This is a genomic window from Azospirillum palustre (assembly GCF_002573965.1).
Taxonomy (GTDB): domain Bacteria; phylum Pseudomonadota; class Alphaproteobacteria; order Azospirillales; family Azospirillaceae; genus Azospirillum; species Azospirillum palustre.
Map to the genome: position 1 here is coordinate 247,683 of NZ_PDKW01000041.1, position 22,936 is coordinate 270,618.

20 protein-coding genes and 2 pseudogenes are annotated in these 22,936 nt (G+C 68.0%); 6 read left to right on the plus strand and 16 right to left on the minus strand.

What is annotated here, in order from left to right; translation table 11 throughout:
• Positions 1-107: 107 nt before the first annotated feature.
• From CRT60_RS14840 to CRT60_RS14870, 7 genes are read right to left on the minus strand one after another with little or no spacing between them, the layout of a single operon-like run.
• On the minus strand, positions 108-872 hold the full coding sequence (locus CRT60_RS14840; protein WP_098737195.1) for a maleate cis-trans isomerase family protein: 765 nt from the start codon (positions 870-872) through the stop codon (positions 108-110).
• A gap of 11 nt (positions 873-883) precedes the next feature.
• Complete coding sequence (locus CRT60_RS14845) at positions 884-2,254, minus strand: MFS transporter (RefSeq protein ID WP_098737196.1); 1,371 nt, start codon at positions 2,252-2,254, stop codon at positions 884-886.
• Positions 2,251-3,405, minus strand: coding sequence for an FAD-dependent monooxygenase (locus CRT60_RS14850; RefSeq protein WP_098737197.1), 1,155 nt, complete (start codon positions 3,403-3,405; stop codon positions 2,251-2,253). Before CRT60_RS14850 ends, CRT60_RS14845 begins: the two co-directional genes overlap by 4 nt.
• Entirely contained in the window at positions 3,402-3,899 is a 498-nt protein-coding gene (locus CRT60_RS14855; RefSeq protein WP_098737198.1) for an acyl-CoA thioesterase, read from the minus strand. The genes CRT60_RS14850 and CRT60_RS14855 overlap by 4 nt, the downstream gene beginning before the upstream one ends.
• Positions 3,896-5,566, minus strand: a complete 1,671-nt coding sequence (locus CRT60_RS14860) for an AMP-binding protein (protein WP_098737199.1) — start codon at positions 5,564-5,566, stop codon at positions 3,896-3,898. Before CRT60_RS14860 ends, CRT60_RS14855 begins: the two co-directional genes overlap by 4 nt.
• 40 nt (positions 5,567-5,606) lie before the next feature.
• Entirely contained in the window at positions 5,607-6,482 is an 876-nt protein-coding gene (locus CRT60_RS14865) for a VOC family protein (protein ID WP_098737200.1), read from the minus strand.
• A 47-nt stretch (positions 6,483-6,529) separates the two neighbouring features.
• On the minus strand, positions 6,530-7,810 hold the full coding sequence (locus CRT60_RS14870) for an alpha/beta fold hydrolase (protein WP_098737867.1): 1,281 nt from the start codon (positions 7,808-7,810) through the stop codon (positions 6,530-6,532).
• A gap of 324 nt (positions 7,811-8,134) precedes the next feature.
• On the opposite strand from CRT60_RS14870, the gene CRT60_RS14875 reads away from it, so the two are divergent.
• Positions 8,135-8,848: a TetR/AcrR family transcriptional regulator gene (locus tag CRT60_RS14875; protein ID WP_098737201.1), complete on the plus strand. Its 714-nt coding sequence runs from the start codon at positions 8,135-8,137 to the stop codon at positions 8,846-8,848.
• Between the two features lie 364 nt (positions 8,849-9,212).
• Here the strand turns inward: CRT60_RS14875 and CRT60_RS14880 are convergent, their stop codons facing one another.
• From CRT60_RS14880 to CRT60_RS14900, 5 genes are read right to left on the minus strand one after another with little or no spacing between them, the layout of a single operon-like run.
• The gene (locus CRT60_RS14880) at positions 9,213-10,367 is read right to left on the minus strand and encodes an iron-containing alcohol dehydrogenase (RefSeq protein WP_098737202.1); all 1,155 of its coding nucleotides are present in this window, start codon (positions 10,365-10,367) and stop codon (positions 9,213-9,215) included.
• 24 nt (positions 10,368-10,391) lie between these two features.
• Complete coding sequence (locus tag CRT60_RS14885) at positions 10,392-10,838, minus strand: acyl-CoA thioesterase (protein ID WP_098737203.1); 447 nt, start codon at positions 10,836-10,838, stop codon at positions 10,392-10,394.
• Between the two features lie 37 nt (positions 10,839-10,875).
• Complete coding sequence (locus tag CRT60_RS14890) at positions 10,876-12,078, minus strand: acetyl-CoA C-acyltransferase (protein WP_098737204.1); 1,203 nt, start codon at positions 12,076-12,078, stop codon at positions 10,876-10,878.
• 17 nt (positions 12,079-12,095) lie between these two features.
• A complete protein-coding gene (locus CRT60_RS14895) occupies positions 12,096-13,043 on the minus strand; it encodes an SDR family NAD(P)-dependent oxidoreductase (RefSeq protein ID WP_098737206.1) in 948 nt (315 codons plus the stop codon).
• The gene (locus tag CRT60_RS14900; protein ID WP_098737208.1) at positions 13,040-13,522 is read right to left on the minus strand and encodes a MaoC family dehydratase; all 483 of its coding nucleotides are present in this window, start codon (positions 13,520-13,522) and stop codon (positions 13,040-13,042) included. The genes CRT60_RS14895 and CRT60_RS14900 overlap by 4 nt, the downstream gene beginning before the upstream one ends.
• A 274-nt stretch (positions 13,523-13,796) precedes the next feature.
• On the opposite strand from CRT60_RS14900, the gene CRT60_RS14905 reads away from it, so the two are divergent.
• Positions 13,797-14,438: a TetR/AcrR family transcriptional regulator gene (locus CRT60_RS14905; protein ID WP_098737210.1), complete on the plus strand. Its 642-nt coding sequence runs from the start codon at positions 13,797-13,799 to the stop codon at positions 14,436-14,438.
• Positions 14,439-14,511: 73 nt separating this feature from the next.
• On the opposite strand, the gene CRT60_RS14910 is transcribed toward CRT60_RS14905, so the two are convergent.
• Complete coding sequence (locus CRT60_RS14910) at positions 14,512-16,146, minus strand: AMP-binding protein (protein WP_098737212.1); 1,635 nt, start codon at positions 16,144-16,146, stop codon at positions 14,512-14,514.
• Between the two features lie 193 nt (positions 16,147-16,339).
• Here CRT60_RS14910 and CRT60_RS14915 point away from each other — a divergent pair, with 193 nt between their 5' ends.
• The 3 genes and pseudogenes from CRT60_RS14915 to CRT60_RS14925 all read left to right on the plus strand — a co-directional run.
• On the plus strand, positions 16,340-17,080 hold the full coding sequence (locus tag CRT60_RS14915; RefSeq protein WP_098737213.1) for an enoyl-CoA hydratase/isomerase family protein: 741 nt from the start codon (positions 16,340-16,342) through the stop codon (positions 17,078-17,080).
• A gap of 40 nt (positions 17,081-17,120) precedes the next feature.
• Positions 17,121-18,347, plus strand: a complete 1,227-nt coding sequence (locus CRT60_RS14920) for an ABC transporter substrate-binding protein (protein WP_098737215.1) — start codon at positions 17,121-17,123, stop codon at positions 18,345-18,347.
• Between the two features lie 113 nt (positions 18,348-18,460).
• Positions 18,461-18,731, plus strand: a pseudogene (locus CRT60_RS14925) (ATP-binding cassette domain-containing protein); the annotation flags it as partial.
• Here CRT60_RS14925 and eno read toward each other — a convergent pair.
• Both eno and CRT60_RS14935 read right to left on the minus strand, forming a co-directional pair.
• A pseudogene (gene eno / locus CRT60_RS14930) lies at positions 18,727-19,155 on the minus strand (phosphopyruvate hydratase); the annotation flags it as partial. The pseudogenes CRT60_RS14925 and eno overlap by 5 nt on opposite strands.
• A 147-nt stretch (positions 19,156-19,302) precedes the next feature.
• Positions 19,303-20,088 (minus strand): alpha/beta fold hydrolase, encoded by a 786-nt coding sequence (locus CRT60_RS14935; RefSeq protein WP_098737217.1) that lies wholly within the window; start codon positions 20,086-20,088, stop codon positions 19,303-19,305.
• Between the two features lie 131 nt (positions 20,089-20,219).
• Between CRT60_RS14935 and murJ the strand changes: the two genes are divergently transcribed.
• On the plus strand, positions 20,220-21,770 hold the full coding sequence (gene murJ / locus CRT60_RS14940) for a murein biosynthesis integral membrane protein MurJ (protein ID WP_098737219.1): 1,551 nt from the start codon (positions 20,220-20,222) through the stop codon (positions 21,768-21,770).
• 229 nt (positions 21,771-21,999) lie between these two features.
• On the opposite strand, the gene CRT60_RS14945 is transcribed toward murJ, so the two are convergent.
• Entirely contained in the window at positions 22,000-22,842 is an 843-nt protein-coding gene (locus CRT60_RS14945; RefSeq protein ID WP_098737220.1) for a sulfurtransferase, read from the minus strand.
• Positions 22,843-22,936: the final 94 nt, after the last annotated feature.

Here is a 22,936-nt window from a genome sequence, read left to right on the forward strand (position 1 = left end):
CCGGCAACGGATAGAGTGTGATCGGTTCATTCGATGTGAATGCCGTCACAGCCGCCGAGCCGCCATCTTTGGTGTGACAGTGCCCCAGGGCGTCATATCACAGCCAGTCAGCGCGGGATCGATCCGCCTTCCGCCAGCAACGCCCCGGCGCCAGGAACTGCGGGGATCAGGCCCAGACGGGTGAGCATGCCGTACACGGTGCAGACCGCGGTGGAGACTGTCGGGATGCCCAGCATCTCCTCGATGGGGCGGATCGCCGGCAGGGATGGCATCTGCACGCAGGCCGAGGCAACGACGACGTCCGCCCCAGCCGTCTTCAGCGAACGCACGTCCTCGACCAGCCGCATGGGGTCCCGGCGGCCGACCTCCAAATTGTCGGCGATCTCGAAACAGCGCCAGTCGATCACCTCGATCCCCTCATGCTCGATGTAAGCCACCACCAGCTCGGTCAGGGGACGGGTGTAGGGCGCCATCAGGGCGATGCGGCGCGCGCCGAGCGCCTTCAGCCCCTCGACCAGCGCGCCGGCCGAGGTCATCACCGGCGCCGCGCAGTGGTTCGCGCGGGCGACTTCGGCCAGTTCGCGCTCCACAGTGCGGTGGTGGCCGAGGCCCATCGCCATGATGGCGACGAGGCAGGCCGTGCTCATCACGTCGACGCGGGCGTCGGCAAGTTCGGCGGCGCAGCGCAGGCCTTCACGATTCATCGCCTCCAGCTCCTCCTTCACCACGCGGTGCATGCGCATCCGACTGGAATGGAAGGTGAAGCGCTCCGGCAGCACCGCCTCGCGGGCGCGCAGCATGGCCGGGATTTCGGTTTCCATGGTCGTGTTGGAACTGGGCACGATCTGCCCGATACGGTGGGTGCGGGTCATGATGCGGTTCCTCAGCTGCGGGATCGGGCGGGTTGCGGGGGAAGCGCGCCGGCCGTGCTGCCGGCTGTGCGCGGCAGCCGGCCAAGCGCCCAGAGCAGCAGGTTGCCGGCCAGCGCGATCAGGCACGGGATGGCGGCCACCACCAGAAGGTCTGCGGTGGACCAGTTCAGCCGCATCAGTTCTCCGCCGATGACCGGCCCGAAGATCGATCCCAGCCGGCCGATGCCAAGCGCCCAGCCCGCACCCGTCGAGCGAACCGGTGTCGGGTAGAAGGCGGCGGCGAGCGCGTTCAACGCGGACTGTCCTCCCAGGATGCAGAAGCCGGCCACCGCGATCACCACGCCCGCGATCCCCAGCGAGCCGGAGACCTGTCCGATCAGCGCCACCCCGAGTGCGCCGGCCAGCAGATTGATCGCCAGGGTCGGGCCGAAGCCGTGCCGGTCGACCAGCCAGCCGAGCAGCAGGTTGCCGACCAGCCCGCCGACCCAGAAGATCGTTCCCACCATCACCGCTGCCGAGGCGGGATGACCGGCCTCCGTCATGATCACGGGCAGCCAGTTGGCGAGGAAATAGGCGGCGAGCAGGTTCATGAAGTTCAGCAGCCACAGCAGCGGCGTTGCCACCGCCATCGTGCCGCGGAACAGCTCCAGGATCGGCGCACCGCGCGCCGGACGGTCGGCCGCAGCCAGGATCGTGTCGTCGTGGATGGGCAGGTCCGGCTCGATCCGGACAAGCCAGCGTCGCACCTGCTCCAGCTTCCGCCCCCTCACCGTCAGGTATTGCAGCGATTCCGGCAGCAGGGCCAGCATCGCCACGCCCAGCAGCAGCGGGGCGGCCGCACCGGCGAGGAACACCGCATGCCAGCCATAGGCCGGGATGAGCAGGCCGGCGACGACCCCGCCCAAGGCGCCGCCGAGGATGAAGCCGGATGAGGCGACCATCATCAGGGTGATGCGCACCCGCGCCGGGCTGAACTCCCCGGCCAGGGCCACGGCGTTCGGAACGATCGCACCCATGCACAGGCCCGTCAGGAAGCGCATCCATCGCAGTTCCTCGACGCTGGCGGCCTGCGCGGTCGCGAAGCTGGTGAGTGCCAGACACAGCATGGCGGCGATCAGCACCGGACGGCGGCCGAACCGGTCGGCGATCATGCCCATGACCAGGGCGCCCAGGGTCATGCCCAGCAACGCGGCACCGAATACGGTGCCGAGGTCCGCCTTCCGGATGCCCCAGTCGCCGATGATCGCCGGCGCCACATAGCCCATGGCCTGGACGTCGAAACCGTCGACGATCATGCACAGGGTGCAGAGCGCGACGACCCGCAACTGCAGGCCGCCCAACCGGCTGCGCCCGATGACGTCGGAGACGCTGACCGTGTTCATGCCGTCCTCCCCAGGGGTTCGTCGGTGTTCTGCGCCTCGTAGGCGGCGGTGAAATGCGGATCGCGGCGGCGCAAATCCTCGTGGCTGACCTGCCCGGTGCGCCGCATGTAGTCGTAGGCGAAGCCGACGGGGTCGAGATGGAGCTTGCCGGCGACCGTCTCGTACCAGTCCAGGCTGCGGGCGGCGGCTCCCTGGAAGCTGGAGGAGGACCGGCGGCGCTGCGCTTCGAAGGCTTGGAAGGCGGCGGTCAGGTCACCGGGATGGTCGACGATCCCGTGGTGAAGCGCGATGGCGTCCTGCATGGCCATGCGGGTGCCGGACCCCAGCGAGAAGTGCACGGTGCGCAGCGCGTCGCCCAGCAGCACGACGTTTCCGTGGTACCAGTGCTCGTTGCGCACGATGTTCGCCTCGAACCAGTGCGACCGGTTGGTCAGCAACGGGTTGCTGCCGAGGTCGGCACGGAATATTTCCGCGCAGGCGCGGCTGCTCTCCTCCTCGCTCATCCGGTCGAAGCCGGCGCGCAGCCACGTCTCCGGATCGACCTCGACCAGAAAGGTGCTGAATTCCGGGCTGTACTGGTAGCTGTGGGCGATGAATACGCCCGCCGCGGTTTCGCGGAAGATCAGCGAGACGGGATGGAAGCGCTGGCGCGTGCCGTACCAGGCGAACTTGTTGCGTCGCCGTTCGAAGCTGGGGCGGAACTGTTCGGCGTAGTGCAGGCGCACCGCGCTGTTGGCGCCGTCGGCCCCGACCAGCAGGTCGGCGTCACGCGCCAGCGCGTCGATGTCCGTGATGCGTTCGCCGTGGCGGATCTCCACACCCACCCGCAGGCAGGCCTGCTCCAGCGTTTCCAGCATGGCGAGCCGGGCGGTGCGGGAGAAGTGATTGCCGTGGATCTGCACGCGGGTGTCGCGGTGCACGATTTCCATGTAGTCGCAGCATTCGTGCCCGGCGGTGAATTCGGCGAAGAAATCCGGGTCCGCCTCCTTCAGGAAGGAAAGGCCGACATCGGAAAAGACGACACCCCAGCCGTAGGTGGCGCCCCGCGGGTTCTGTTCCAGGATTTGGATGTCGTGCGCCGGGTCGTGCTTCTTGGCGAGCAGGGCGAAATAAAGGCCGGCGGGCCCGCCTCCGATGATGGTGATCTTCATGCCGGGCCTCCTTCCGCCGCACAGCCTTCTGCCGCACAGGCGTTGTGGTAGCGTTCCAGCGCCTGCCGGAATGCCGGGGGGATGTCGATGGAGCGGCGTTCGCCGCGGGCGACGCAGACCGGGGTCAGATGCGCCAGGAACGCGATGTCGCCATCGAGCGTGCGGGCGCAGATCCGCAGCACGTAGGTCCGGTTCCGGATTTCCCCGACCGTGACGGTCATCTCGAACTCCTCGTCCGGCCGCAGCGACCGGCGGAAGTCGAAGTCGAGCGCGCGGGTGGGCGTGCCGAACCCCTGCTCGTCCTTGGCACGCTGCGGGGTGGTGCCGAACAGGCTGCCGTAGAACAGCTCCGCGGCCGAGATGACGTATTCGCTGAAGGTGACGGTATAGACGACGCCGGCCGGGTCGCATTCCCCCCATTTCACGCGGCGGCGGATCACCAGGGGGTTGGTGCCGACGATGTATTCGGTTGCTGTGAAGTCGTTGGGCGTCATGCCGCACCTGCCGTGGATTCAGCCGCCACCATGTCGGCGATCAGTGTTTTCAGCGCCGGCTTGTTCAGTTTGCCGACGCGGGTGAGGGGGAACTCGTCCAGCACTTCGACGCGCTCCGGGCATTTGTATTTCGCAAGCCCGCAACCGGTCAGGAAGGCGCCCAGCTCCTGCACGTCCGGAGCCGGCATGCCGGGCCGGGTGATGATGAAGATGCAGCCCTTCTCGCCATAGACAGGGTCGGGCATGGCGACCAGCTTGGCGTCGGCGACGCTGGGATGGCGGCTGACATAGGCCTCCACCTCCTCGCAGCCGATCTTCTCGCCACCGCGGTTGACGTTGTCGCGCAGGCGCCCTTCGAAGGCGTAGCAGGTCTGCCCCTCCACGACATGGGCCGTCATGATGTCGCCCGTGCGGTAGAAGCCATCGGACGTGAAGGCCCCGGCATTCGCCGCCGCGCTGTCGAGGTAGCCGCGCAGGCTGGACGGGCCGCGGAAGCACAGCTCGCCCATCTGGCCGGGAGGCACCGGGGTCTCGGTTCCCGGTTCGAGCAGCCGGATCTCGTCGAACGGACAGCCGGAGGTGCCCTGCGTGCGGTGCCGCCGCTCGGTCGGGGCGTCCGCCGGCGAGCCGAGAAGCAACCCCTCGGTGATGCCGTAAAGGTTGGAGCAGGGCACGCCGATGTGCTCCTCCAGCGTGTCGGCACGGCTCATCGTCGCGAACAGGCGGAGGGAGGACAGGTCGTGCCGCCGGATGTCCGCGTAGCCCATCAGCTGCGGTGCGATGGGGCCGACCGACAGTGCGTGGGTGACGCGGTGCGCCTCGATCAGCTCCAGCATGCGCCGGATGTCGACCTTCGGCATCAGGACGACGGTCGCGCCGCCGAGCATCATCGGCACCAGCGCATAGACCTGGGCGGCATTGTGCAGCAGGGGCAGCGACCACAGGATGCGGCTGTCCGCCGTCATCCCGTAGAGCCCCATCAGGTGCCGCACATGACCGAGATATTCGGCATGGAAGCGCGGAATGATCTTGGGCAGTCCGGTCGTGCCGCCGGACAGCTGGAAGGTCAGGACGTCCTGCGGACCGAAGGGCATGCCGGCCAGCCGGTCGCGCGCCGTTTCCGCCGGAACGGCGGCGATCAGGTCCTCCAGCGCCAGTCCGGCGGACCGCCCGCCCCGCGCGACCACGAGATGTTGCAGGCCGGGGTGCCGTTCCATCATGGACACGGCGAACCCGACGAGGTCGAAGCGGCTGAAATCCGCCTGGACGAAGTAGCCGCGGGCGCCGCTCTGCCGGGCCAGCTCGCCGATCTCCACCTCACGGTGCTGCGGCAGCGTGCAGACGGGGACGATCCCCGCCTTGAAGCAGGCGGCGAGCGCGATCACCGTCTCGATCGTCGTGCCCATCTGGAAAATCGCGCGGTCGCCGGCGGCAAGGCCCAGCGCCAGCAGCGCCGCGGCCAACCGGTCGCTCGACCCGTCCAGTTCGGCGAAGGTCACGGTCCGCTCGTCGCCGATCAGAGCCGGCTTGTCAGGATGGCGCGCTGCGGTGGCACGCAGCACGTCTCCGACGGTGGACGGGATCCAGGCTCCGTCGGCAAGGTATCGTTCGGCCCGATCGGCCGGTGTGTAGACGACTCCGCTTATGGGATTGCGGATTCCTGTCATCTCTGTCCTCCCCTCGATGCGTTCTGATGCGCGGGCCGCCTTAAGCAGCGGGGGCGATGACGACGCGGTCGCGGTCGAAGACCTCGATCCGGCCGCGGATGCCGCCGGTGAAAAGTCCGTACCAGACCGCCGGCTTCAGCCCGAGTGCACGACGCCGGAACTCGACCGGCCCGGCGGCGTCGATCCGGTCGTGGGTGTCCAGCGCGGTGACGGTGCAGTCGCCGCGCCCGCGGGCCGTGCGGGTCAGGCTGGCGAATTCCTCCAGCCGCGGCACGAAGATGCTGACCGCCGCGGCGGGACCGCCGTCCGTATCGAGCAACCTGGACTTCCGTGTCCAGATCTCGTCGATGGCGACAACGCGCCGGCCTTCGGCGGATGCGGCGTCTTCGGCGTCCAGGGCGGCCCGCAGGGTCAGGGCGGCGTCGGTGGCATCGATGGCGTTCAGCGGCCGCAGCTTGCGGGTGATCTCCACGAAATAGCCGTTGGGATCGCGCACGTAGATGGACTCGATCACCTCGTGCGTGGTCTCCACCGAGACCGTCAGACCTTCGGCTTCCAGGCGCCGCTTCCAGTCCTTCAGTTCCTCCTCGCTGTCGACGAGCCAGGCGGTGTGGGTCGCATCGAAGACGTGGTCGTCCGGCAGCGGCGGCATCGCTGCGCGCCCTTCCAGCGCCTCCGGCTGGTCGGACCCGAGATAATAGAAGAAGGCGATGGTGCTGCCGTTGCCGCTGTCGAAGAAGAAATGCAGGAAGTCGGGATGGGTGGCCGGACCCCAGCCGCGTGCCGAGATGACATGGACGAGCGGCAGGCCCAGCTTGTCGCGGTAGAACTCCACGGTTTCGCGCAGTTTCCAGGTCGGGCGGGCGGTATGGTCCACGCCGCGCAGGCGGAGCCTGGTCGCAGGTTGGTCAAGCATGCTGGTCTCCTGAATTCGTATCGTTGAATTCCAGTTGATTGGGGCGCTCAGCCGCCGAAATGGTCGCGCAGCCACCCGCCGACCGCCCGGCCGGCGGCGTAGCGCCCCGGCTCCTCGTCCGGGGTCAGTGCGCGGCCGTGGTGATCGCCGCGGATGCGCAGATGGGTTTTGCGTCCTGTGGCGAAGCGGTCGAACAGCGCCGCGGCAGTCGAGGGGAAGGTCGAGACATCGCCGGTGTACTCGACCAGCAGCAACGGCTGTTCGATGGCTGCCGCGGTCTTGTGCAGGGCGGCGTTCGACGACAGGCCCGACCAGGTCGACAGCCACGCCTCGGGGGAGCAGACGCGGGCGAAGCCGACCGCGCCGTAGTTGGAGGCGAAGGGATCCCGCCCCCACAGGGAGCCATAGCCGCGGTCGGAAGGATCGAGGCTGGGGTCGAAACAGCGCAGGTCGGCATCGGTCCGCCAAACGGTCATGAGTGGCGTGTGGGCGCCGCGCCGCCGGTCGTCGATGCTGCCGGTCTCCTTGGCGCGCCTGCGCGCCGCCAGCCGTTCCGCGATCAGGGCATGCGCCCGTTCGTCCAGCCGCACGACCCGGGCCTGCTGCGCGGAGCGGTAGCGTTCGACGAAGTCCGGGGAGTAACGGGACGGTCCCGGAGGCTCCGCGAAGCCGTTCGCCGGGCTGAAGGGGTCGAGCGCCGGATTCACGGACAGCGCGTCATCCTCGTCGGTCACCGACGGGTCGATGCATCCCATCAGCAGCATGCCCTGGCCGGGGTGTGGCGCGACCAGCACCAGCCCATCCGCCACCGGCATGTCGAGCGACGCGAGATTGGTCGGCCGCCCGCCGGGCGTGCGGGCGATCCGCCGCTCCGGCGCCAACTGCGACTGCTGCATGTAGAAGGTGTAGAGACTGCCGCCGCCGGAGTTGCCGAGCAGGACAATGCGGCGGAAGCCCTGGGCGCGCAGGAAGGACAGCCCGGCGGCGACATCGAACAGAGCCGTCTCGTGCTCAAGCCGGCTGTCGTTGCCGACGGAGCGCGGCGATTGGGACCAGGCGGCGAAGCCGGCCTCCACGATGTCCGGAACAAGGTAATGGCAGGCCATGAATTCCCGCGGGTGCATGATGCACACGACCGTGTCGCTGCGCCCGCGGACATAGAGCGTGCCCCCCGTCGCCGCCCGGTCGGCCGTGCGCAGCGCCACGTTGCGGGTCAGCGTGCCGTCGGGAAGGTCGCGTGGGTTCCAGTCGGTGTTGAGAAATCCCGCCGTCGCCGCCTGATCCGCCGACTGATGTGCGGCAGGCGCGGGTGTGCCCGAAACCGGCATGTCCATCGTCTCCCTTACGAAGGGCGGCGCGATCCGCCCGTATGTTGGTCTTGAGGCAGGGCGGCAGGGCTATTGATCGATGCCGGCCGCTCTGCATATTTGACATGGTGACGAATAATTGACGGTACCGTCAATAGGTGGAAATTCCTGTCAAGGCGCGCTTTGTCGCACCCGTGGTGTGGTCATTGCCGTTCAGGGCAATGTTTTCAAAGCCTTCGATGCCCCTTGGGATTGGGAAGCCTCGTCCGGCAACGCTTCAAAAATTTGACGTTCCCGTCAAAACCTCCCATCCTGCGGCGTGGGGAAACCGGATAGGAGGACGGGGTGGGCAGGACATCGGCCAAAGCGGAAACCGGCCGGAAGGCGCTGCTGCGCCAGAGCGTGCTCGACGCGGCGGCAAAGCTGTTCGCCGAACGCGGCTTCGCAGGCACCAGCTTCCAGGATATAGCCGACGCGCTGAACGTCGGGCGCACGGCGCTCTATTACTATTTCAAAAGCAAGGAAGAGGTGCTGGCGTCGCTGGTGGAGGAGGTCACCGTCGTCAGCGATCGGCAATCCGCCATGCTCTCAGCCCGGACCGACGACGATCCGGTCGAGGTCCTGCGCTCCATGGTGAGCGGCCATGTGGAGCTTCTCCTCTCGCACGCCCTTCAGTTCCGGGTCGTCGATCGGACCGAGGTGGAACTGCCCCACGACCTGCGCGCGGTGCATGAGCGCTCCAAACGGGCCGTGCTCGACCATTTCACGACGCAAATCGCACGAGGGATCCAGCAGGGATTGTTCCGTCCGGTGGACCCCCGCGTCGCCGCTTTCGCGCTGATCGGCATGTGCAGCTGGACGACATGGTGGTTTCACGAAGGCGGGCGCAAGACGGCCAGGGAGGTCGCCGGGATTCTGGCGGATCTGGCGGTGCATAGCCTTTTGCGGACGGACGATCAGCGCAAGGCGGTCAGCGATCCCGGCAATCTGTTTCGCCAGCTGCACGAGAATCTGGATTGCCTGGAACTCCTCTACAAGCGGCAGGATGGGGGAGCGTGACGGGGTCATCGCATTTGGATTGGGTTGCTGATCAAGCCCCTCTCCCGCAAGGGGAGAAGGGCATTCGCAGCGCGATGTCGCCGCTTGAAATCTCAAATGCGATTGCCCTGGGAGCGTGACGGGTTCCGTTGACTTTGGCGCGCAATTCGGCGTGAGAGCGGAGTCCACCGGCGGCCGGCCGGCCGGCCCGTCAGGCTGGCCGTCACCTGGCCATAAGTGGACTGGTATCGCCCGCCGACTTCGCGGAACAGCAACCGGACGTAATCATGCCGCCGCCAGCAGCTTGGGAAAGCGGGTCAGGTTGGACGCCTTCGTTGTCGCAATCGAGTTGATGTGACAATGCCGCCCGATTGGAACCGCCTCTTCACCATGCTTGTCTGTAGAGATCCAAGGCATCGTCGTAGCGGACATCGCGCCGATTGTTGATCAAAAGCCTCTGCACCTTCATGGCGTCAGCCGCCAGCATCGGCAGATCGTCCTGCCGCACGCCAAGCTGTTCCAGCCGCTGCTCCATCGGCATGGCAGCAACGAGATCGCGCATGGCGTCGATGAAGGCAGCCGCCGCCTCGTCCGGTGTGGCGAAGGAGCGGCCGGGCATGATCGCCGGAGCGAGTTCGGCATAGAGCTCCCCGGCCGCCGGCCGGTTGAACTCGAGCACCGGTCCGAGCATCAACGCGTTGCTCAGTCCGTGCGGCACGTGGAAATGGCCCCCCAGCGGGTAGGCCAGGGCGTGGACCGCCCCGACCGGCGCATTGGCGAAGGCGATGCCGGCAAGCAGCGAGCCCTGGAGCATCGCAGCACGGGCGGCGACGTCGCGCCCGTCGGCGATGACGGCACGGATGTTGCCGCCCAGCAAGCCCAGCGCCCGCAGCGCGAGGCTGTCGGACAGCGGGTTCTTCTTGTGGCGGGTGGTGTAGGCCTCGATGGCGTGGACCATCGCATCGATGCCGGTCATGGCGGTGACCCGCGGCGGCAGCCCGAGCGTCAGACGGGCGTCGAGCACCGCCAGATCGGGGTAGAGCAGACTGGACACCACCCCCTTCTTCTCGCTGGTCGGCGTGGTGACGATGGCGATCGGCGTCACCTCCGATCCCGTGCCGGCGGTGGTCGGCACCTGGATCAGAGGCAGGCGCGGCCCCTTGGCGAGGCCGATGCCGTAGATATCCGGCAGGTCCTGCGGCGTGCCGGCCAGCAGGGCGACCAGTTTGGCGGTGTCGAGCGAGCTGCCGCCGCCGAAGCCGATCACCCCGTCGGCTCCGGCGGCGCGCGCCGCCTGGACCGCCAGCGCCACCGACTCTTCCGGCGGGTCGGCCAGCACGTCGCAGAACAGGGTGCATGCCGTGCCGGCGGTCTTGAAACCGGCCTCGACCGGCTCCAGCAACCCGGCCGCCACCAGACCGGCGTCGGTGACGATCAGCGCGCGGCGGATGCCCAGCTCCTTGGCCATCTCACCCAGCCGGGCCGCCGCCCCCACCTCGCACACCAGCTTGCGCGTGGTTTCGAACACGAAGTCCATCATCTCTCGGTCCTCACCGGAAAGGGGTCATGCGGTTTCGGCCGGCGTGACCAGCCGCCCGAGCACCGTGCGGAGTTTCTCCGGCAGTGCTGCGGGGCGGCGCGTCTCGCGATCGACGTAGACATGCACGAAATGGCCGCAGGCCGCCGGGGTGGGATCGTCGTTGCGGAAGAGCCCGACTTCGTAGCGGACGCTGCTGGTGCCCAGCCGCGCCACGCGCAGCCCGGCTTCGACCCGGTCGGGAAAGCTGACCGGCGCGTAATAGCTGCAGCCGGTGTCCACCACCAAGCCGATCACCGGGCTGGTTTCGATGTCGAGCGCGCCGTTCTCGATCAGGTACTGGTTCACCACCGTGTCGAAGTAGCTGTAATAGACCACGTTGTTGACATGGCCATAGGCGTCGTTGTCCATCCACCGGGTGGGCACGATCTGGAAATGGGGGTAGGAGGCGCGGGTGTCGTGCTTGCGGTCCATGAGGGTTCCTCCCTGTCTCTGGTTCGTTTCCGGGGGCTCAGGCGACTTCGAACAGGCCGGCGGCGCCCATGCCGCCACCGACGCACATGGTGACGACGACATGGCGCACGCCCCGGCGCCTGCCCTCGATCAAGGCGTGGCCGACCAGGCGGGCGCCCGACATTCCATAGGGATGACCGACGGCAATGGCACCGCCGTTGACGTTCAGCCGCTCGTCGGGAATGCCGAGCCGGTCGCGGCAGTGGATTGCCTGCGCGGCGAAGGCCTCGTTCAGCTCCCACAGCCCGATGTCGTCGACGGTCAGGCCGTGCTGCTTCAACAGCTTCGGCACCGCGAAGACCGGGCCGATCCCCATTTCGTCGGGGTCGCAGCCGGCGACCGCGATGCCCCGGTAGAGCCCGAGCGGGTGCAGGCCCCGGCGCTCGGCCTCTGCCGCCTCCATCAGCACGCTGGCCGACGCCCCGTCCGACAATTGCGAGGCGTTGCCGGCGGTGACGAAGCGCCCTTCCCGGATTTGCTGGCCGTCGCGGAACACCGGCTTCAGCGCCGACAGCCCGGCCAAGGTGGTGTCCGGCCGGTTGCTCTCGTCACGGTCCAGTGTGACCGTATGACGGGTGGTCTCGCCGGTCGCCTTGTCGAGGCGGGTCATGGCGGTGGTGAGCGGCACGATCTCCGCGTCGAAGCGCCCGGCGTCCTGCGCTTCGGCGGTGCGCGCCTGGGAGCGGGCGGCGTAGGCGTCCTGCGCCTCGCGCGGCACGCCGTAGCGCGCCGCCACGATCTCCGCCGTCTCGATCATCGCCATGTAGACGTCGGGGCGGTGCTCGACCAGCCAGGGATCGCGCCAACGCTCGACGTTCATGCGGTCGGTCTGCACCAGCGACAGCGATTCCAGCCCGCCGCCGACCGCGACGGTCATGCCGTCGACGACGATCTGCTTGGCGGCGATGGCGATGGCCATCAGGCCGGAGGCGCATTGCCGGTCCACCGACTGCGCTGCAACCGAGGTCGGCAGTCCGGCGCGCAGCGCGCATTGCCGGGCCATGTTCATGTGGGTGGCGCCCTGCTGCAGGGCCGCCCCCATCACCACGTCGTCGATCTCGGCGGGATCGATCCCGGCGCGGGAGACGGCATGGGCGATGGCGTGTCCCCCCAGCGCCTGCGCCTGGGTGTCGTTGAAGGCGCCGCGGTAGGCCTTGCCGATGGGCGTGCGGGCGGTCGATACGATGACGGCTTCTCTCACCGGTCTTCTCCCCACTGTCAGCCGGCGGCGTCCGCCGCGCGCTTCAGGATGCGGTCGACATGGCTCAGGCCGGCGTCGATCTCGTGCTGGCGGTCGAGCGAGGCGATCCCGGCGAAGCGGGCGGCCACGGCCTCCGGCGTCCGTTCGCCCTCGGGCAGGAAGACGCCGTCCGATTCGACGATGGCGAGCCGGGCGTAGGTGCCGGCGCCGGCGAGAATCACCGTGCGGCTCGGCGCCTGCTCCGACACCAGGAACAGCGCCGCCGGGGTGACGAAATCCGGGTTCAGCCGGGCCAGCGCCGTCTCGTCGAGGATGTCGGAGGTCATGCGGGTCGCCGCCGTCGGGGCGACCGCATTGACGTGGATGCCGTTGCGGATGCCCTCCAGATGCAGGACGTTCATCAGCCCGACCAGCCCGGCCTTCGCCGCGCCGTAGTTCGACTGGCCGAAATTGCCGTAGACGCCCGAGGTCGAGGTCGTCATCAGGACACGGCCATAGCCCTGCGCCCGCATGATCGGCCAGACCGCGTGGGTGACGTTGGCCGCCCCCATCAGATGCACGTCGACGACAGAGCGGAAATCCTCCAGCTCCATCTTGGCGAAGCTCTTGTCGCGCAGGATGCCGGCGTTGTTGATCAGCACGTCGATGCGGCCCCACAGGCCGACGGTGCGCTCGACCATGGCGGCGACCTGCGCCGGGTCGGTGACATTCGCGCCGTCGGCGATGGCCTCGCCGCCCCGGCTGCGGATCTCCGCGACCACCGTTTCGGCGGCGGTCTCGGCGTTGTCGGGGGCGCCGCGTCCGTCGCGCCCGCCGCCCAGGTCGTTGACCACCACCCTGGCGCCGCGCGCCGCCAGGTCCAGCGCGTAGCCGCGCCCCAGCCCGTTCCCCGCCCCGGTGACGATGGCGACCCGCCCGTCGAAGCGGATGCCGTCGGGACCGATTCCGTTCGATTGAATGCTCATGCTGCGTTCACCTGTTCTTTCAAGTGGGTCAGGATGATCCAGTCTGCCGCCAGGGCCGGCTTTCCGCCGCCTTCGATCTCCACCGTCACCGCATAGCGCGCGACCAGTTCCCGATCCGACCGGCGGGTCGCCTCGCTCAACACGAAGCGGGCACGGACCCGCGCTCCGGACTTGACCGGGGCGAGGAAGCGGACGCGGTCGAAGCCGTAATTGATGACCATCGCCTCTCCGGCGATCGTCGGCAGCACGCCCTCGCCCATCGCGGTCAGCAGCGACAGCGACAGGAAGCCATGGGCGATGGTGCCGCCGAAGGGAGTGTCGCGGCTTGCCCGTTCGGGATCGACATGGATGAACTGGCGGTCGTCGATGACGTCGGCGAAGGAGTCGATGCGCGTCTGGTCGATTGCGAACCAGCGCGACACACCGATCTCGCCGCCGACGCGCAGTTCCAGATCCCCGGCGGGAATGGCTTCGTTCATTGGGCGCGTTCCCATGTTCGTTTGGGCCGTGGTCGTGTGGGCCATATCCGTCTGGCCTTCGGTCGGGTGCGCTCGCCGCAAAGTTTGCTTGCGTCACGCACAAAAAACCTACCAAGTAGTATGTGAGCCCGCCCGCTCTGTCCAGGCAGAAATGTTGCCTGTGGGATGGATTGGTCCTAGCTTCGCGTGAGCGGCCATTGCCGGGGTGCCGCGAAGGGACGATGTGGACGGAGCGGGTTGACCGCCGACGAAATAATCGAGTTGGAACTGGACGATGAGCAGTGAAAAGAGCCAGCTGTCACCCCGCATCGACAAGACCGGGAACATCGATATTCTAATTGCCGCCGCCGAATGCTTCATGGAGCAGGGCTATCACGCGACGAGCATCGACGATGTGGCACGGCGTCTGGGTGCAACGAAGGGGCGCATCTACCATTATTATCGCTCGAAGACGGAGCTGTTCTTCGACGTTCACCGCGAGGGAATGCGGCGCAACTTCGAGGCCGTCACCCCGGTGATGAAGGGGCCGGAGCCGGCGGCCAAGCGCCTGAGCGCCATGTTCCGCCAGCACGCCCTGTCGATGATGGAGAATCTCGCGCTTGAGGCGGTGGTCGTGCAGGGGGTCGAGATGCACCGCTTCGGCGCCACGACGCCTGAGCAGCGCCGCACGCTGGCCGAGCTGATGACCGTGCGCAACGACTTCGAAAGCCTGTTCAAGCGGGTCGCCTACGAGGGGGTCGAGGACGGCTCGATCCGCACCAGCGACGTGTCGGTGGCGGTCAAGGTGGCGCTGGGCGCCATCAACTGGCTGTCGATCTGGTACCGCCCCCGCCCGGCCGAGACCCGTGACGACCGCGAGATCCTCGCAGACAAGATCGTGGGTTCGATCATGCAGGGACTGAACGCGCCGGCATGAGGGAAAGCCCCTTACCCATCATGGGGGAAGGGGCCTCCGCCATCCTCGAAAACCCGATGCGTTCGACCGCCTCTCAGCCGAGCCTTTCGCGCTTGAGGCGGATGCCCGCGGCCTCGCGGTCCCAGCAATCCTCCGTCAGGCCGTCGGCGCGCAACATGTGCTTCTGGAGCTTGCCGCTGGCCGTCTTGGGCAGCTCCTCCACCACGCGGACATAGCGCGGCACCATGTAGTGCGCCACCCTGGCTGCCAGGAAACCGACCAGTTCGGCAGGGTCGATCGCAGCGCCGGGGATTGGGGCGACGACCGCCAGAACCTCATCCTCGCCGACATCGCTGGGCACGGCGACCGTCACCGCCTCGCGCACCGCCGGGTGGGCGCAGATCTCCGCCTCCAGTTCGAAGGAGGAGATGTTCTCGCCACGGCGGCGGATGACGTCCTTCAGGCGGTCGACGAAGAAGAAGCGGCCGTCCGCCTCCATGCGGAAGGCGTCGCCGGTGTGGAACCAGCCGTTGCGCATGGACGCCAGCGTCGCCTCCGGGTTCCGGTAATAGCCGGAGCCGAGCGCCCAGGGCCGGTGCGAGCGGACGATCAGTTCGCCGACCGTGCCCGGCGGCAGCTCGGCGTCGTTGCTGTCGACCACCCGCAGTTCGAAGCAGGGTCTGGCGCGGCCGCACAGGCCCGGCACCATCCCGTCCGGCCCGGCGGTCCGCGGCCCGGCCGTCAGGGGGCTGGCGATCTCGGTCATGTTGTAGACGGTGTGGAGTTCCACACCGAAGCGCGCACCGAATCGGGGCGCGTCCTCGCCGAACGGGACAATGAAAACCTTCTTGAGAGTATGGTCGCGGTCCCGCGCATCCGGCGGCGCCTTCAGCAGGAAATTCGCCATGATGCCCAGAAGCAGGACCACCGTGCTGCCGGAGTCGCGGATCGACCCCCAGAAGTCCGGCGTCCGGAACTCCGGAACCATTGCCAGGGACCCGCCCTTGCCCAGCATGCAATAGACGTAAAGCGTGCTGCCGCAATGGAAAATCGGCCCGCAGATCATGCAGCGGTCGTCTGCCGCGATGCTGTCGAAGGCGTCCGGCCCCATTGTGTAAATCTGCACGTAGGAGGTCACGACACCCTTGGCGGCTCCGGTGGTGCCCGACGAGTACATGATCGCATGGGGGTCCCAGGGCTGGATCGGCCGGTCGAGCGCCAGGGTCAGATCGGCATCGGCCGGCGCATCGACCAGCGGCGCGACGGTGACGCCGGGTAGTTCCGGCGGGTCGGAATCCGCCGCGCCGACGGTCAGGATCCTGACCAGCGGCCCGCGATCTATCTCCGCCAGACGGCCGATCAGGGCGGCATGGGCGATGAGGATCGAGGCCCCGGCATTGTCCAGCATATGCTCCAGCGGGCGCCCGCGGCTTGCGGTGTTGAGCGGCACATAGACCGCGCCGAGATAGTTGATGGCGAACCAGGCGGTCAGCAGATCCGGCCCGTTTCCCATCCAGCACAGAACATGGTCGCCTTGGCGGACCCCCTGCGCCCGCAGGGCCGCGGCGCGGCGGCGGACACGCTCCAGCGTCTCGCGATAGCTCCAGCTTTCGCCCCGCCAGAAGGCGACGAACAGCGCGTCGGGCTGCCGCGCGGCCTGACCTTCCAGAAGATTGCGCAGCACGCACTCGTCCGCCGTGGGGATCCGCACCCAATCATCGCCGTGCATCGCCGAAAACCCTCCCTGTTCTTGTCAAACCCTGTCCGGACCACGGGCCTCGCGCCCGTGATGGCGGCTGCCGTCGATATGTTTGCACCGCCAATCAAAAGATTGCAACATACTCAGTAGAATGTTAGGCAGGAGACATCGACGACAACGGCCGGCGGGGCTGGCGAAGCCCTGATGGGGAGGAGCAAACGGGATGAGTCTCGTTTCAATCGAGCATGCGGACGGGGTGGCGCTGGTCCGCTACGACCGCGGCGGGCGGGCCAACGCGCTGAGCGCATCGGCAATGGAGGAATTGACCGGCGTCGCCCACCGCCTGCGTGCCGACACCACGGTGCGGGCGGTGGTGCTGACCGGCACCGCCACGGTATTTTCCGGCGGAATCGACCTGTCCGATCCGCTGCTCTGGCCTACCGGTGCGGATGTGCTGGAACAGCACGCCGCGGTCGAGCGCGGACGCGCCCTGTGCGACGCCTGGGCGGCGGTTCCTCAACTCACCATCGCCGCCGTCGAGGGGCCGGCGGTCGGTGGCGGCGGCGTGCTGGCGCTGGCGCTGGACCTGCGGGTCTTCGGACGGGGCGCGCATCTGCGGCTGCCGGAGGCTCGGCTCGGCTTCAACCTCGCCTGGGGCGGGTTGCCGCGCCTGGTCTCTCTGGTCGGTCCGGCGCGGGCCAAGCGGCTGCTGTTCACCGACCTGCGGGTCGATCCGGCGCTGGCGCTCGATTGGGGGCTGGCGGACCTCGTCGCGGAGGATGGCGCCGCGGTCGGCGAAAGCCTGCGGATGGCGCGCGACGCGGCGGTGGTCCCGCCGCTGGCCCTGCGCATGACCAAGCGGGCCATCGACGCCCAGGCCGACCAGACGAGGCTGGCCCATGGCGACAGCGACCAGTTCCTGCTCGGTCGCCTGCTGCGTGACGCGGCGGCGGCCAAAGGCTGAGACGACTCTTCAAATCAACCGGAACCGGGAGGACAAACGCATGAAGACGCTCAAGACCGCTCTGCTCGCGGGTATCGCCGCCTTCGCCGCGATCGGCGCATCGGCCGGCACGGCACAGGCGCAGATCTCCGACAATGTGGTGAAGATCGCCGTGCTTGACGACATGACCGGCATCTATGCCGACCTCGCCGGCCGCGGTTCGGTGGTGGCCGCGCAGATGGCGGTGGAGGATTTCGGCGGCAAGGTCAAGGGCGCGCCGGTCCAGGTCGTCTTCGCCGACCACCAGAACAAGGCCGACATAGCCGCCAGCGTCTCCCGCCAGTGGATCGACCGCGAACAGGTCGATGTGATCGTCGATGTCGGCAACTCCGCCGCGGCGCTCGCGGTGCAGGAGGTGACGCGCGAGACCGGACGGGTCCACCTGAACTCCACCGCGGGCAGCACCGAACTGACCAACGAGAAATGTTCTCCGACCGGTGTCCACTGGACCTATGACACCTACGCGCTCGCCAATGGCGCCGGCCGTGCCCTGACCCAGCAGGGCAACAAGTCGTGGTTCTTCGTCACCGCCGACTACACCTTCGGCCGCAGCCTGGAAACCAACACGGCGAACGCGGTGAAGAAAGCCGGCGGGGAGGTCCTGGGCATGGTCCGGGCGCCGGTGGCGACGCCGGATTTCTCCTCCTTCCTGCTTCAGGCGCAAGCATCGGGCGCGCAGGTGGTGGCGCTCGCCAATGCAGGCGGCGACTTCGTCAATGCGGTGAAGCAGGCCAACGAGTTTGGCCTGGCCCAGAGCGGCCAGAAGATGGTCGGCATGCTGGTCTTCCTGACCGACATCGACAGCCTCGGCCTCGACGTGACCAAGGGAATGATCATCACCACCGGCTGGTACTGGGACACCGACGAGCGGACGCGGGAATTCGCCAAGCGCTTCGGCCAACGCCATGAGGGCAAGATGCCGACCATGGTGCAGGCCGGTGTCTATTCGGCGGTTCTGAATTACCTGAAGGCCATCGACGCCAGCGGCACCGACAAGGGCCTGACAGTGGTCGACCAGCTGAAGACCATGCCCATCGAGGACATGTTCGCACGCAACGGCAAGGTCCGCACCGACGGCCGCATGGTCCACGACATGCACCTCGTCGAGGTCAAGAGCCCGGCGGAGTCCAAGGGGCGCTGGGATTATTACAAGATTCTCAGCACCATCCCCGGCAACGACGCGTTCCTGCCGCTGTCCGAAAGCAAGTGCCCCCTCGTGAAGGGCTGACGGGCGAAGGGCTGACGGGCGGAGACTGAAATGGACACCCCGGCCGGCGATCCCGCATGGAATCGGCGGCCGGGGCTGCACGACCGACGAATGGCAAGGAGACCGCATCGCCGATGACCGACGACATCATCCTGGAGGCGCGTGGCCTTACGAAGGAGTTCAAGGGGTTCGTGGCGGTGAAGGAGGTGAACCTCCAGGTTCGCCGCGGCACCATCCACGCGCTGATCGGCCCGAACGGCGCCGGCAAGAGCACGGTGTTCAACCTGCTGACCAAGTTCCTGACACCGACGCGCGGCCAGATCCTTTACAAGGGCCGCGACATCACCCGCACCAAGCCGGCCGACATCGCGCATGGGGCTGGTCCGCTCCTTCCAGATCTCGGCAGCAGCGAGGCGAAGGCGCCGCCGACATAGCGGTAGAGCGGCAGGCCGGCATCCTCGGCGGCGGCGCGGGCGACCGCCAGCGACACGCCCAGGATGGCGTTGGCGCCGAGACGGCTCTTGTTCTCCGTGCCGTCCAGGTCGATCATCGCAAGGTCGATGCCGCGCTGGTCGTCGGCGTCCAGGCCGGCGAGCGCGTCATAGATCTCACCGTTGACGGATTCGACCGCCTTCAGCACGCCCTTGCCGCCGAAGCGGGACTTGTCGCCGTCGCGCAGCTCGACCGCCTCGTGGGCGCCGGTGGAGGCGCCCGACGGCACCGCGGCGCGGCCGAAGGCGCCGCTGTCCAGCGCAACGTCGACTTCCACGGTCGGGTTGCCGCGGCTGTCCAGGATTTCGCGGGCGTGAATCTCGGTGATGACGCTCATGATCGGTCGATCCTTCGAGGAATGGCAGCCGCGTTGTCTCGCAGGCCGCGTTTTAAGGCGCGCAGGCTTGATAGCCCCGACGTCCGGGCGATGCAATATCTGCTTCGGCTTACAACCCCGCGCGGATGCGCGCATTCGAACCGGAAATCAGAGAAATCCTTCCACCATTGCGGCGAATTCGGCCGGACGTTCGGCGTGCAGCCAGTGTCCGACGCCGTTGATCATGCGGATTTCCGCCTTGGGGAAGTGGCGGCGGATGGCGTCGTGATGCTCCGGCCGGATGTAGTCCGACGCGCCGCCGCCGATGAACAGCGCCGGCCCATCATAGCGGGCGTCGGCGAAATCGGGGAAGCCGATCAGCTTGCCCATGTTCGCGCCGATGGAATCGAGGTTGATCCGCCAGGAGAAGGCGCCGTTCTCCAGCACCAGATTCTGCATCAGGAAGGAGCGCAGCGGCGCCTCCGGCACGGCATCGACCAGTTGGGCTTCCACCTCCGGCCGACGCGTGGCGCCCTCCAGCTTCGCGGCCTTCATCGCGGCGACGAAGGGGGCGTGGGTGTGGGTGTAGGCGACCGGGGCGATGTCGGCGACCACCAGCCGCTCCACCCGGTCGGGATGAGCCAGCGCCAGCGCCATGGCGGTCTTGCCGCCCATCGAATGGCCGACGATTGTGGCGCGGGCGAAGCCGCGGTCGTCGAGGAAGCGCAGCACGTCGGCCGCCATCTCCGGATAGCTCATGCCCTCGGCCCAGGGCGCGCCGCCATGGTTGCGCAGGTCCAGCGCATAGACCCGTCGCGATTCGCCGAAGCGGCGGGCCAGGGTCTGCCAGTTGCGGGCCGATCCGAACAGGCCGTGCAGGACCAGCATCGGCGTTCCGCCATTGGCTTCGCCGGCTTCCAGGTAGGTCAGGGGGAGGGCTTGCTGCTGCGGCATGTCGGGGCCTTCGACCGTGGAGGAATGAGATGCGTTCTGGACGAATGCGGGCCGCGATCCTATGACGAACGCGGCCGCATCGCTAGGATGCCGCCGGGCATCATCCGCATCACAGAAGCGACCCTGCCATCGTGTTCCGTCATATCCTGTCCGTCGGCGGCCTGACCCTGGCCAGCCGGGTGCTCGGTTTCCTGCGCGACGTGCTGACCGCGGCGCTGCTCGGCGCCGGGCCGGTCGCCGATGCCTTCTTCGTCGCCTTCCGGCTGCCGAACCATTTCCGCGCCCTGTTCGCCGAGGGCGCCTTCAACTCCGCCTTCGTGCCGCTGTTCTCGGGCAAGCTGGTGCAGGACGGGGCAGCATCCGCCCGCCGCTTCGCCGACGAGGTGATGACCCTGCTGGTCATCGTGCAGCTGGTGCTGCTGCTGGCGGTGCTGGCCTTCATGCCGCAATTCATGACGGTCTTCGCCCCCGGTTTCGCCGACGAGCCGGAGAAGTTCCGGCTCGCCGTTCTGTTCACCAGCATCACCTTCCCCTATCTGCTGCTGATCTCGCTGGTGTCGCTCTATGGCGGCGTGCTGAACAGCATGAGCCGCTTCGGCTCGGCCGCCGCCGCACCGATCCTGATGAATCTGTGCCTGATCGCGGCGCTGGTGATCGGTACGCCGCTGATGCCGACGGCCGGGCACGCGCTGTCCTGGGGCGTGCTGGCGTCGGGTGTCGCGCAGTTCCTCTATCTGGCCTGGGATGCAAGACGGGCGGACATGACCCTGCGGCCGGTGATGCCGCGCCTGTCGCCTGACGTGAAGCGCTTCCTGGCGGTTCTGGGGCCGGCGGCGCTGGGGTCCGGCCTGACGCAGATCAGCCTGTTCGCCGACACGCTGATCGCCTCGGCCCTGCCGACCGGGGCGGTGTCCTACCTTTATTATGCGGACCGGCTGAACCAGCTGCCGCTGGGGGTGATCGGCATCGCCGTCGGGACCGTTCTGCTTCCGGAAATGTCCAAGCGGATCAAGAGCGGCGACGAGGCCGGCGCGGTCGACAGCCAGAACCGCGCCATCGAGCTGTCGCTGGTGCTGACCCTTCCGGCCGCCATCGCCTTCCTGGTGGCGGGCACGCCGATCCTGTCGGTGCTGTTCCAGCGCGGCGCCTTCGGCCCCTCGGATGCCGCGGCCTCCGCCCTCACCCTGCAAGCTTATGCGCTGGGCCTGCCGGCCTTCGTGGTGATCCGCAGCCTCGTCAACGGCTTCTATGCCCGCCACGACACGGCGACACCGGTGCGGGTGGCGCTGGCGGCGGTCGGCATCAATGTGGCGCTGAAGCTGGCGCTGATGGGGCCGCTGGCCCAGGTCGGGCTGGCGGTCGCCACCTCCGTCGGTGCCTGGGTCAATGCCGGGCTGCTGGCGCTGCTGCTGCACCGCCGCGGCCTGTTCCGGGCGGATGCGCGGCTGACCCGCAATCTGCCCCGCATGGCCATCGCCGCCGTCGCCATGGCCGGCGCCCTGTGGCTGGCGACCGAGCGGCTCGCCCCCTGGCTGGGTGCCGCCGGTGTGGTGGAACGGCTGGGCGGCCTGGTTGTGCTGGCGGCGGTCGGGCTGACGGTCTATGCCGTGGCTGCGGTGCTGCTGGGGCTGGTGCGGCGCAGCGACCTTGGCCGTCTGCGCCGCCGCCGGGCGAAAGCGTGAGTTGGGGGGATGGAGCTTTGTCGTCGTGTTGCTTTGTCGGGCAAAATTTACACGGATGTCACGAATTTAGACACGGATTACACGGATTTTCTTTTTGACTTGCTTCGCTGCGGGCTGGCGGTGGGGCTGCACGCTGCAGTGAAGCGATCCGTGAAATCCGTGTTTTAATCCGTGAAATCCGTGTCGATCTTGCCGAACACGCCTGCTCCTCTCCAAGTATCCTCCTGCCTCACCCCTCTGTCTGCAAAGGCCGCTCGGGATCGGCGCTCCATTCCGACATCGAGCCGTCATAGAGCCGTACCCCGGGCACGCCGGCGATCTCGCTGAGCGCGAACCAGGACACCGAGGCGAGGTGGCCGGTGTTGCAGAAGGTGATGGGCTGGTCGTGCAAGGGCAGGCCGGCCCGGTCGGCCATCGCCTTCACCGCGTCAGGCGTGGCGAAGCGGTGTTCGGCTGCCGAGAAGAGCGGGGCGATGTCCAAATTGACGGCGCCCGGAATGGTGCCGGGAGCACGGGCCTGCGGGCTCTTGGCCTTGCCGGCGAACTGCTCGGCCGACCGCGCATCGTGCAGCGGCACGGCCCCGGCCTTCATGGCGGCCTCGACATCCTCCACGGTGGCGCGCAGGCCGGCGCGCGGGTGAGGAACGAAGCCGGTCGGCTTGTGCACCGCCGGTTCGGGCGTCACCGGCCCGCCGGCTGCCACCCAGGCGGCGAAACCGCCGTCCAGCACCGACACTGCGTCATGGCCCAGCATCTTGAAGGTCCAGTAGACGCGGGTGGCGTTGCCCATGTCGGACGCGTTGGCACCGGCCGCGACCAGCACCACATGGTCGCCGTTGCCGATCCCCAGCCCGCCGATCAATCCCGCCAGAACCCCCGGCTCCGGCAGCATCCCGGCCCCGCCACCGACCACAGTCCGCCAGCCGGCCGTTGCGTAGTCGGAATGAACCGCTCCCGGAACGAAGCCGCCGGCGGGCGGAGTTCGCACATCGAGGACGACGATGCCGGGGCTGTCGAGCCTGCTTTTCAGCCAGGAAGCGTCCACAAGCGGGGAAATGCTGCTGTCGGTCATCAGGGTGAACCCGGTTCCGGTTGGTCGGTTGCCTTGCCCTGCCGTGATCGTTGCTCGGTCGCAACGGATTGCCCGGCAGGCCGGCGGATGCCCC

Coding starts and splice junctions, on each gene's coding strand:
- CRT60_RS14945 (WP_098737220.1), bottom strand. CDS start 22,842: ATGACCGACAGCAGCATTTCCCCGCTTGTGGACGCTTCCTGGCTGAAA.
- CRT60_RS14915 (WP_098737213.1), top strand. CDS start 16,340: ATGAGTCTCGTTTCAATCGAGCATGCGGACGGGGTGGCGCTGGTCCGC.
- CRT60_RS14840 (WP_098737195.1), bottom strand. CDS start 872: ATGACCCGCACCCACCGTATCGGGCAGATCGTGCCCAGTTCCAACACG.
- CRT60_RS14895 (WP_098737206.1), bottom strand. CDS start 13,043: ATGAGCATTCAATCGAACGGAATCGGTCCCGACGGCATCCGCTTCGAC.
- CRT60_RS14855 (WP_098737198.1), bottom strand. CDS start 3,899: ATGACGCCCAACGACTTCACAGCAACCGAATACATCGTCGGCACCAAC.
- CRT60_RS14860 (WP_098737199.1), bottom strand. CDS start 5,566: ATGACAGGAATCCGCAATCCCATAAGCGGAGTCGTCTACACACCGGCC.
- CRT60_RS14935 (WP_098737217.1), bottom strand. CDS start 20,088: ATGCCGCAGCAGCAAGCCCTCCCCCTGACCTACCTGGAAGCCGGCGAA.
- CRT60_RS14865 (WP_098737200.1), bottom strand. CDS start 6,482: ATGCTTGACCAACCTGCGACCAGGCTCCGCCTGCGCGGCGTGGACCAT.
- CRT60_RS14905 (WP_098737210.1), top strand. CDS start 13,797: ATGAGCAGTGAAAAGAGCCAGCTGTCACCCCGCATCGACAAGACCGGG.
- CRT60_RS14850 (WP_098737197.1), bottom strand. CDS start 3,405: ATGAAGATCACCATCATCGGAGGCGGGCCCGCCGGCCTTTATTTCGCC.
- CRT60_RS14885 (WP_098737203.1), bottom strand. CDS start 10,838: ATGGACCGCAAGCACGACACCCGCGCCTCCTACCCCCATTTCCAGATC.
- CRT60_RS14920 (WP_098737215.1), top strand. CDS start 17,121: ATGAAGACGCTCAAGACCGCTCTGCTCGCGGGTATCGCCGCCTTCGCC.
- CRT60_RS14880 (WP_098737202.1), bottom strand. CDS start 10,367: ATGATGGACTTCGTGTTCGAAACCACGCGCAAGCTGGTGTGCGAGGTG.
- CRT60_RS14845 (WP_098737196.1), bottom strand. CDS start 2,254: ATGAACACGGTCAGCGTCTCCGACGTCATCGGGCGCAGCCGGTTGGGC.
- CRT60_RS14870 (WP_098737867.1), bottom strand. CDS start 7,810: ATGCCGGTTTCGGGCACACCCGCGCCTGCCGCACATCAGTCGGCGGAT.
- CRT60_RS14900 (WP_098737208.1), bottom strand. CDS start 13,522: ATGAACGAAGCCATTCCCGCCGGGGATCTGGAACTGCGCGTCGGCGGC.
- CRT60_RS14910 (WP_098737212.1), bottom strand. CDS start 16,146: ATGCACGGCGATGATTGGGTGCGGATCCCCACGGCGGACGAGTGCGTG.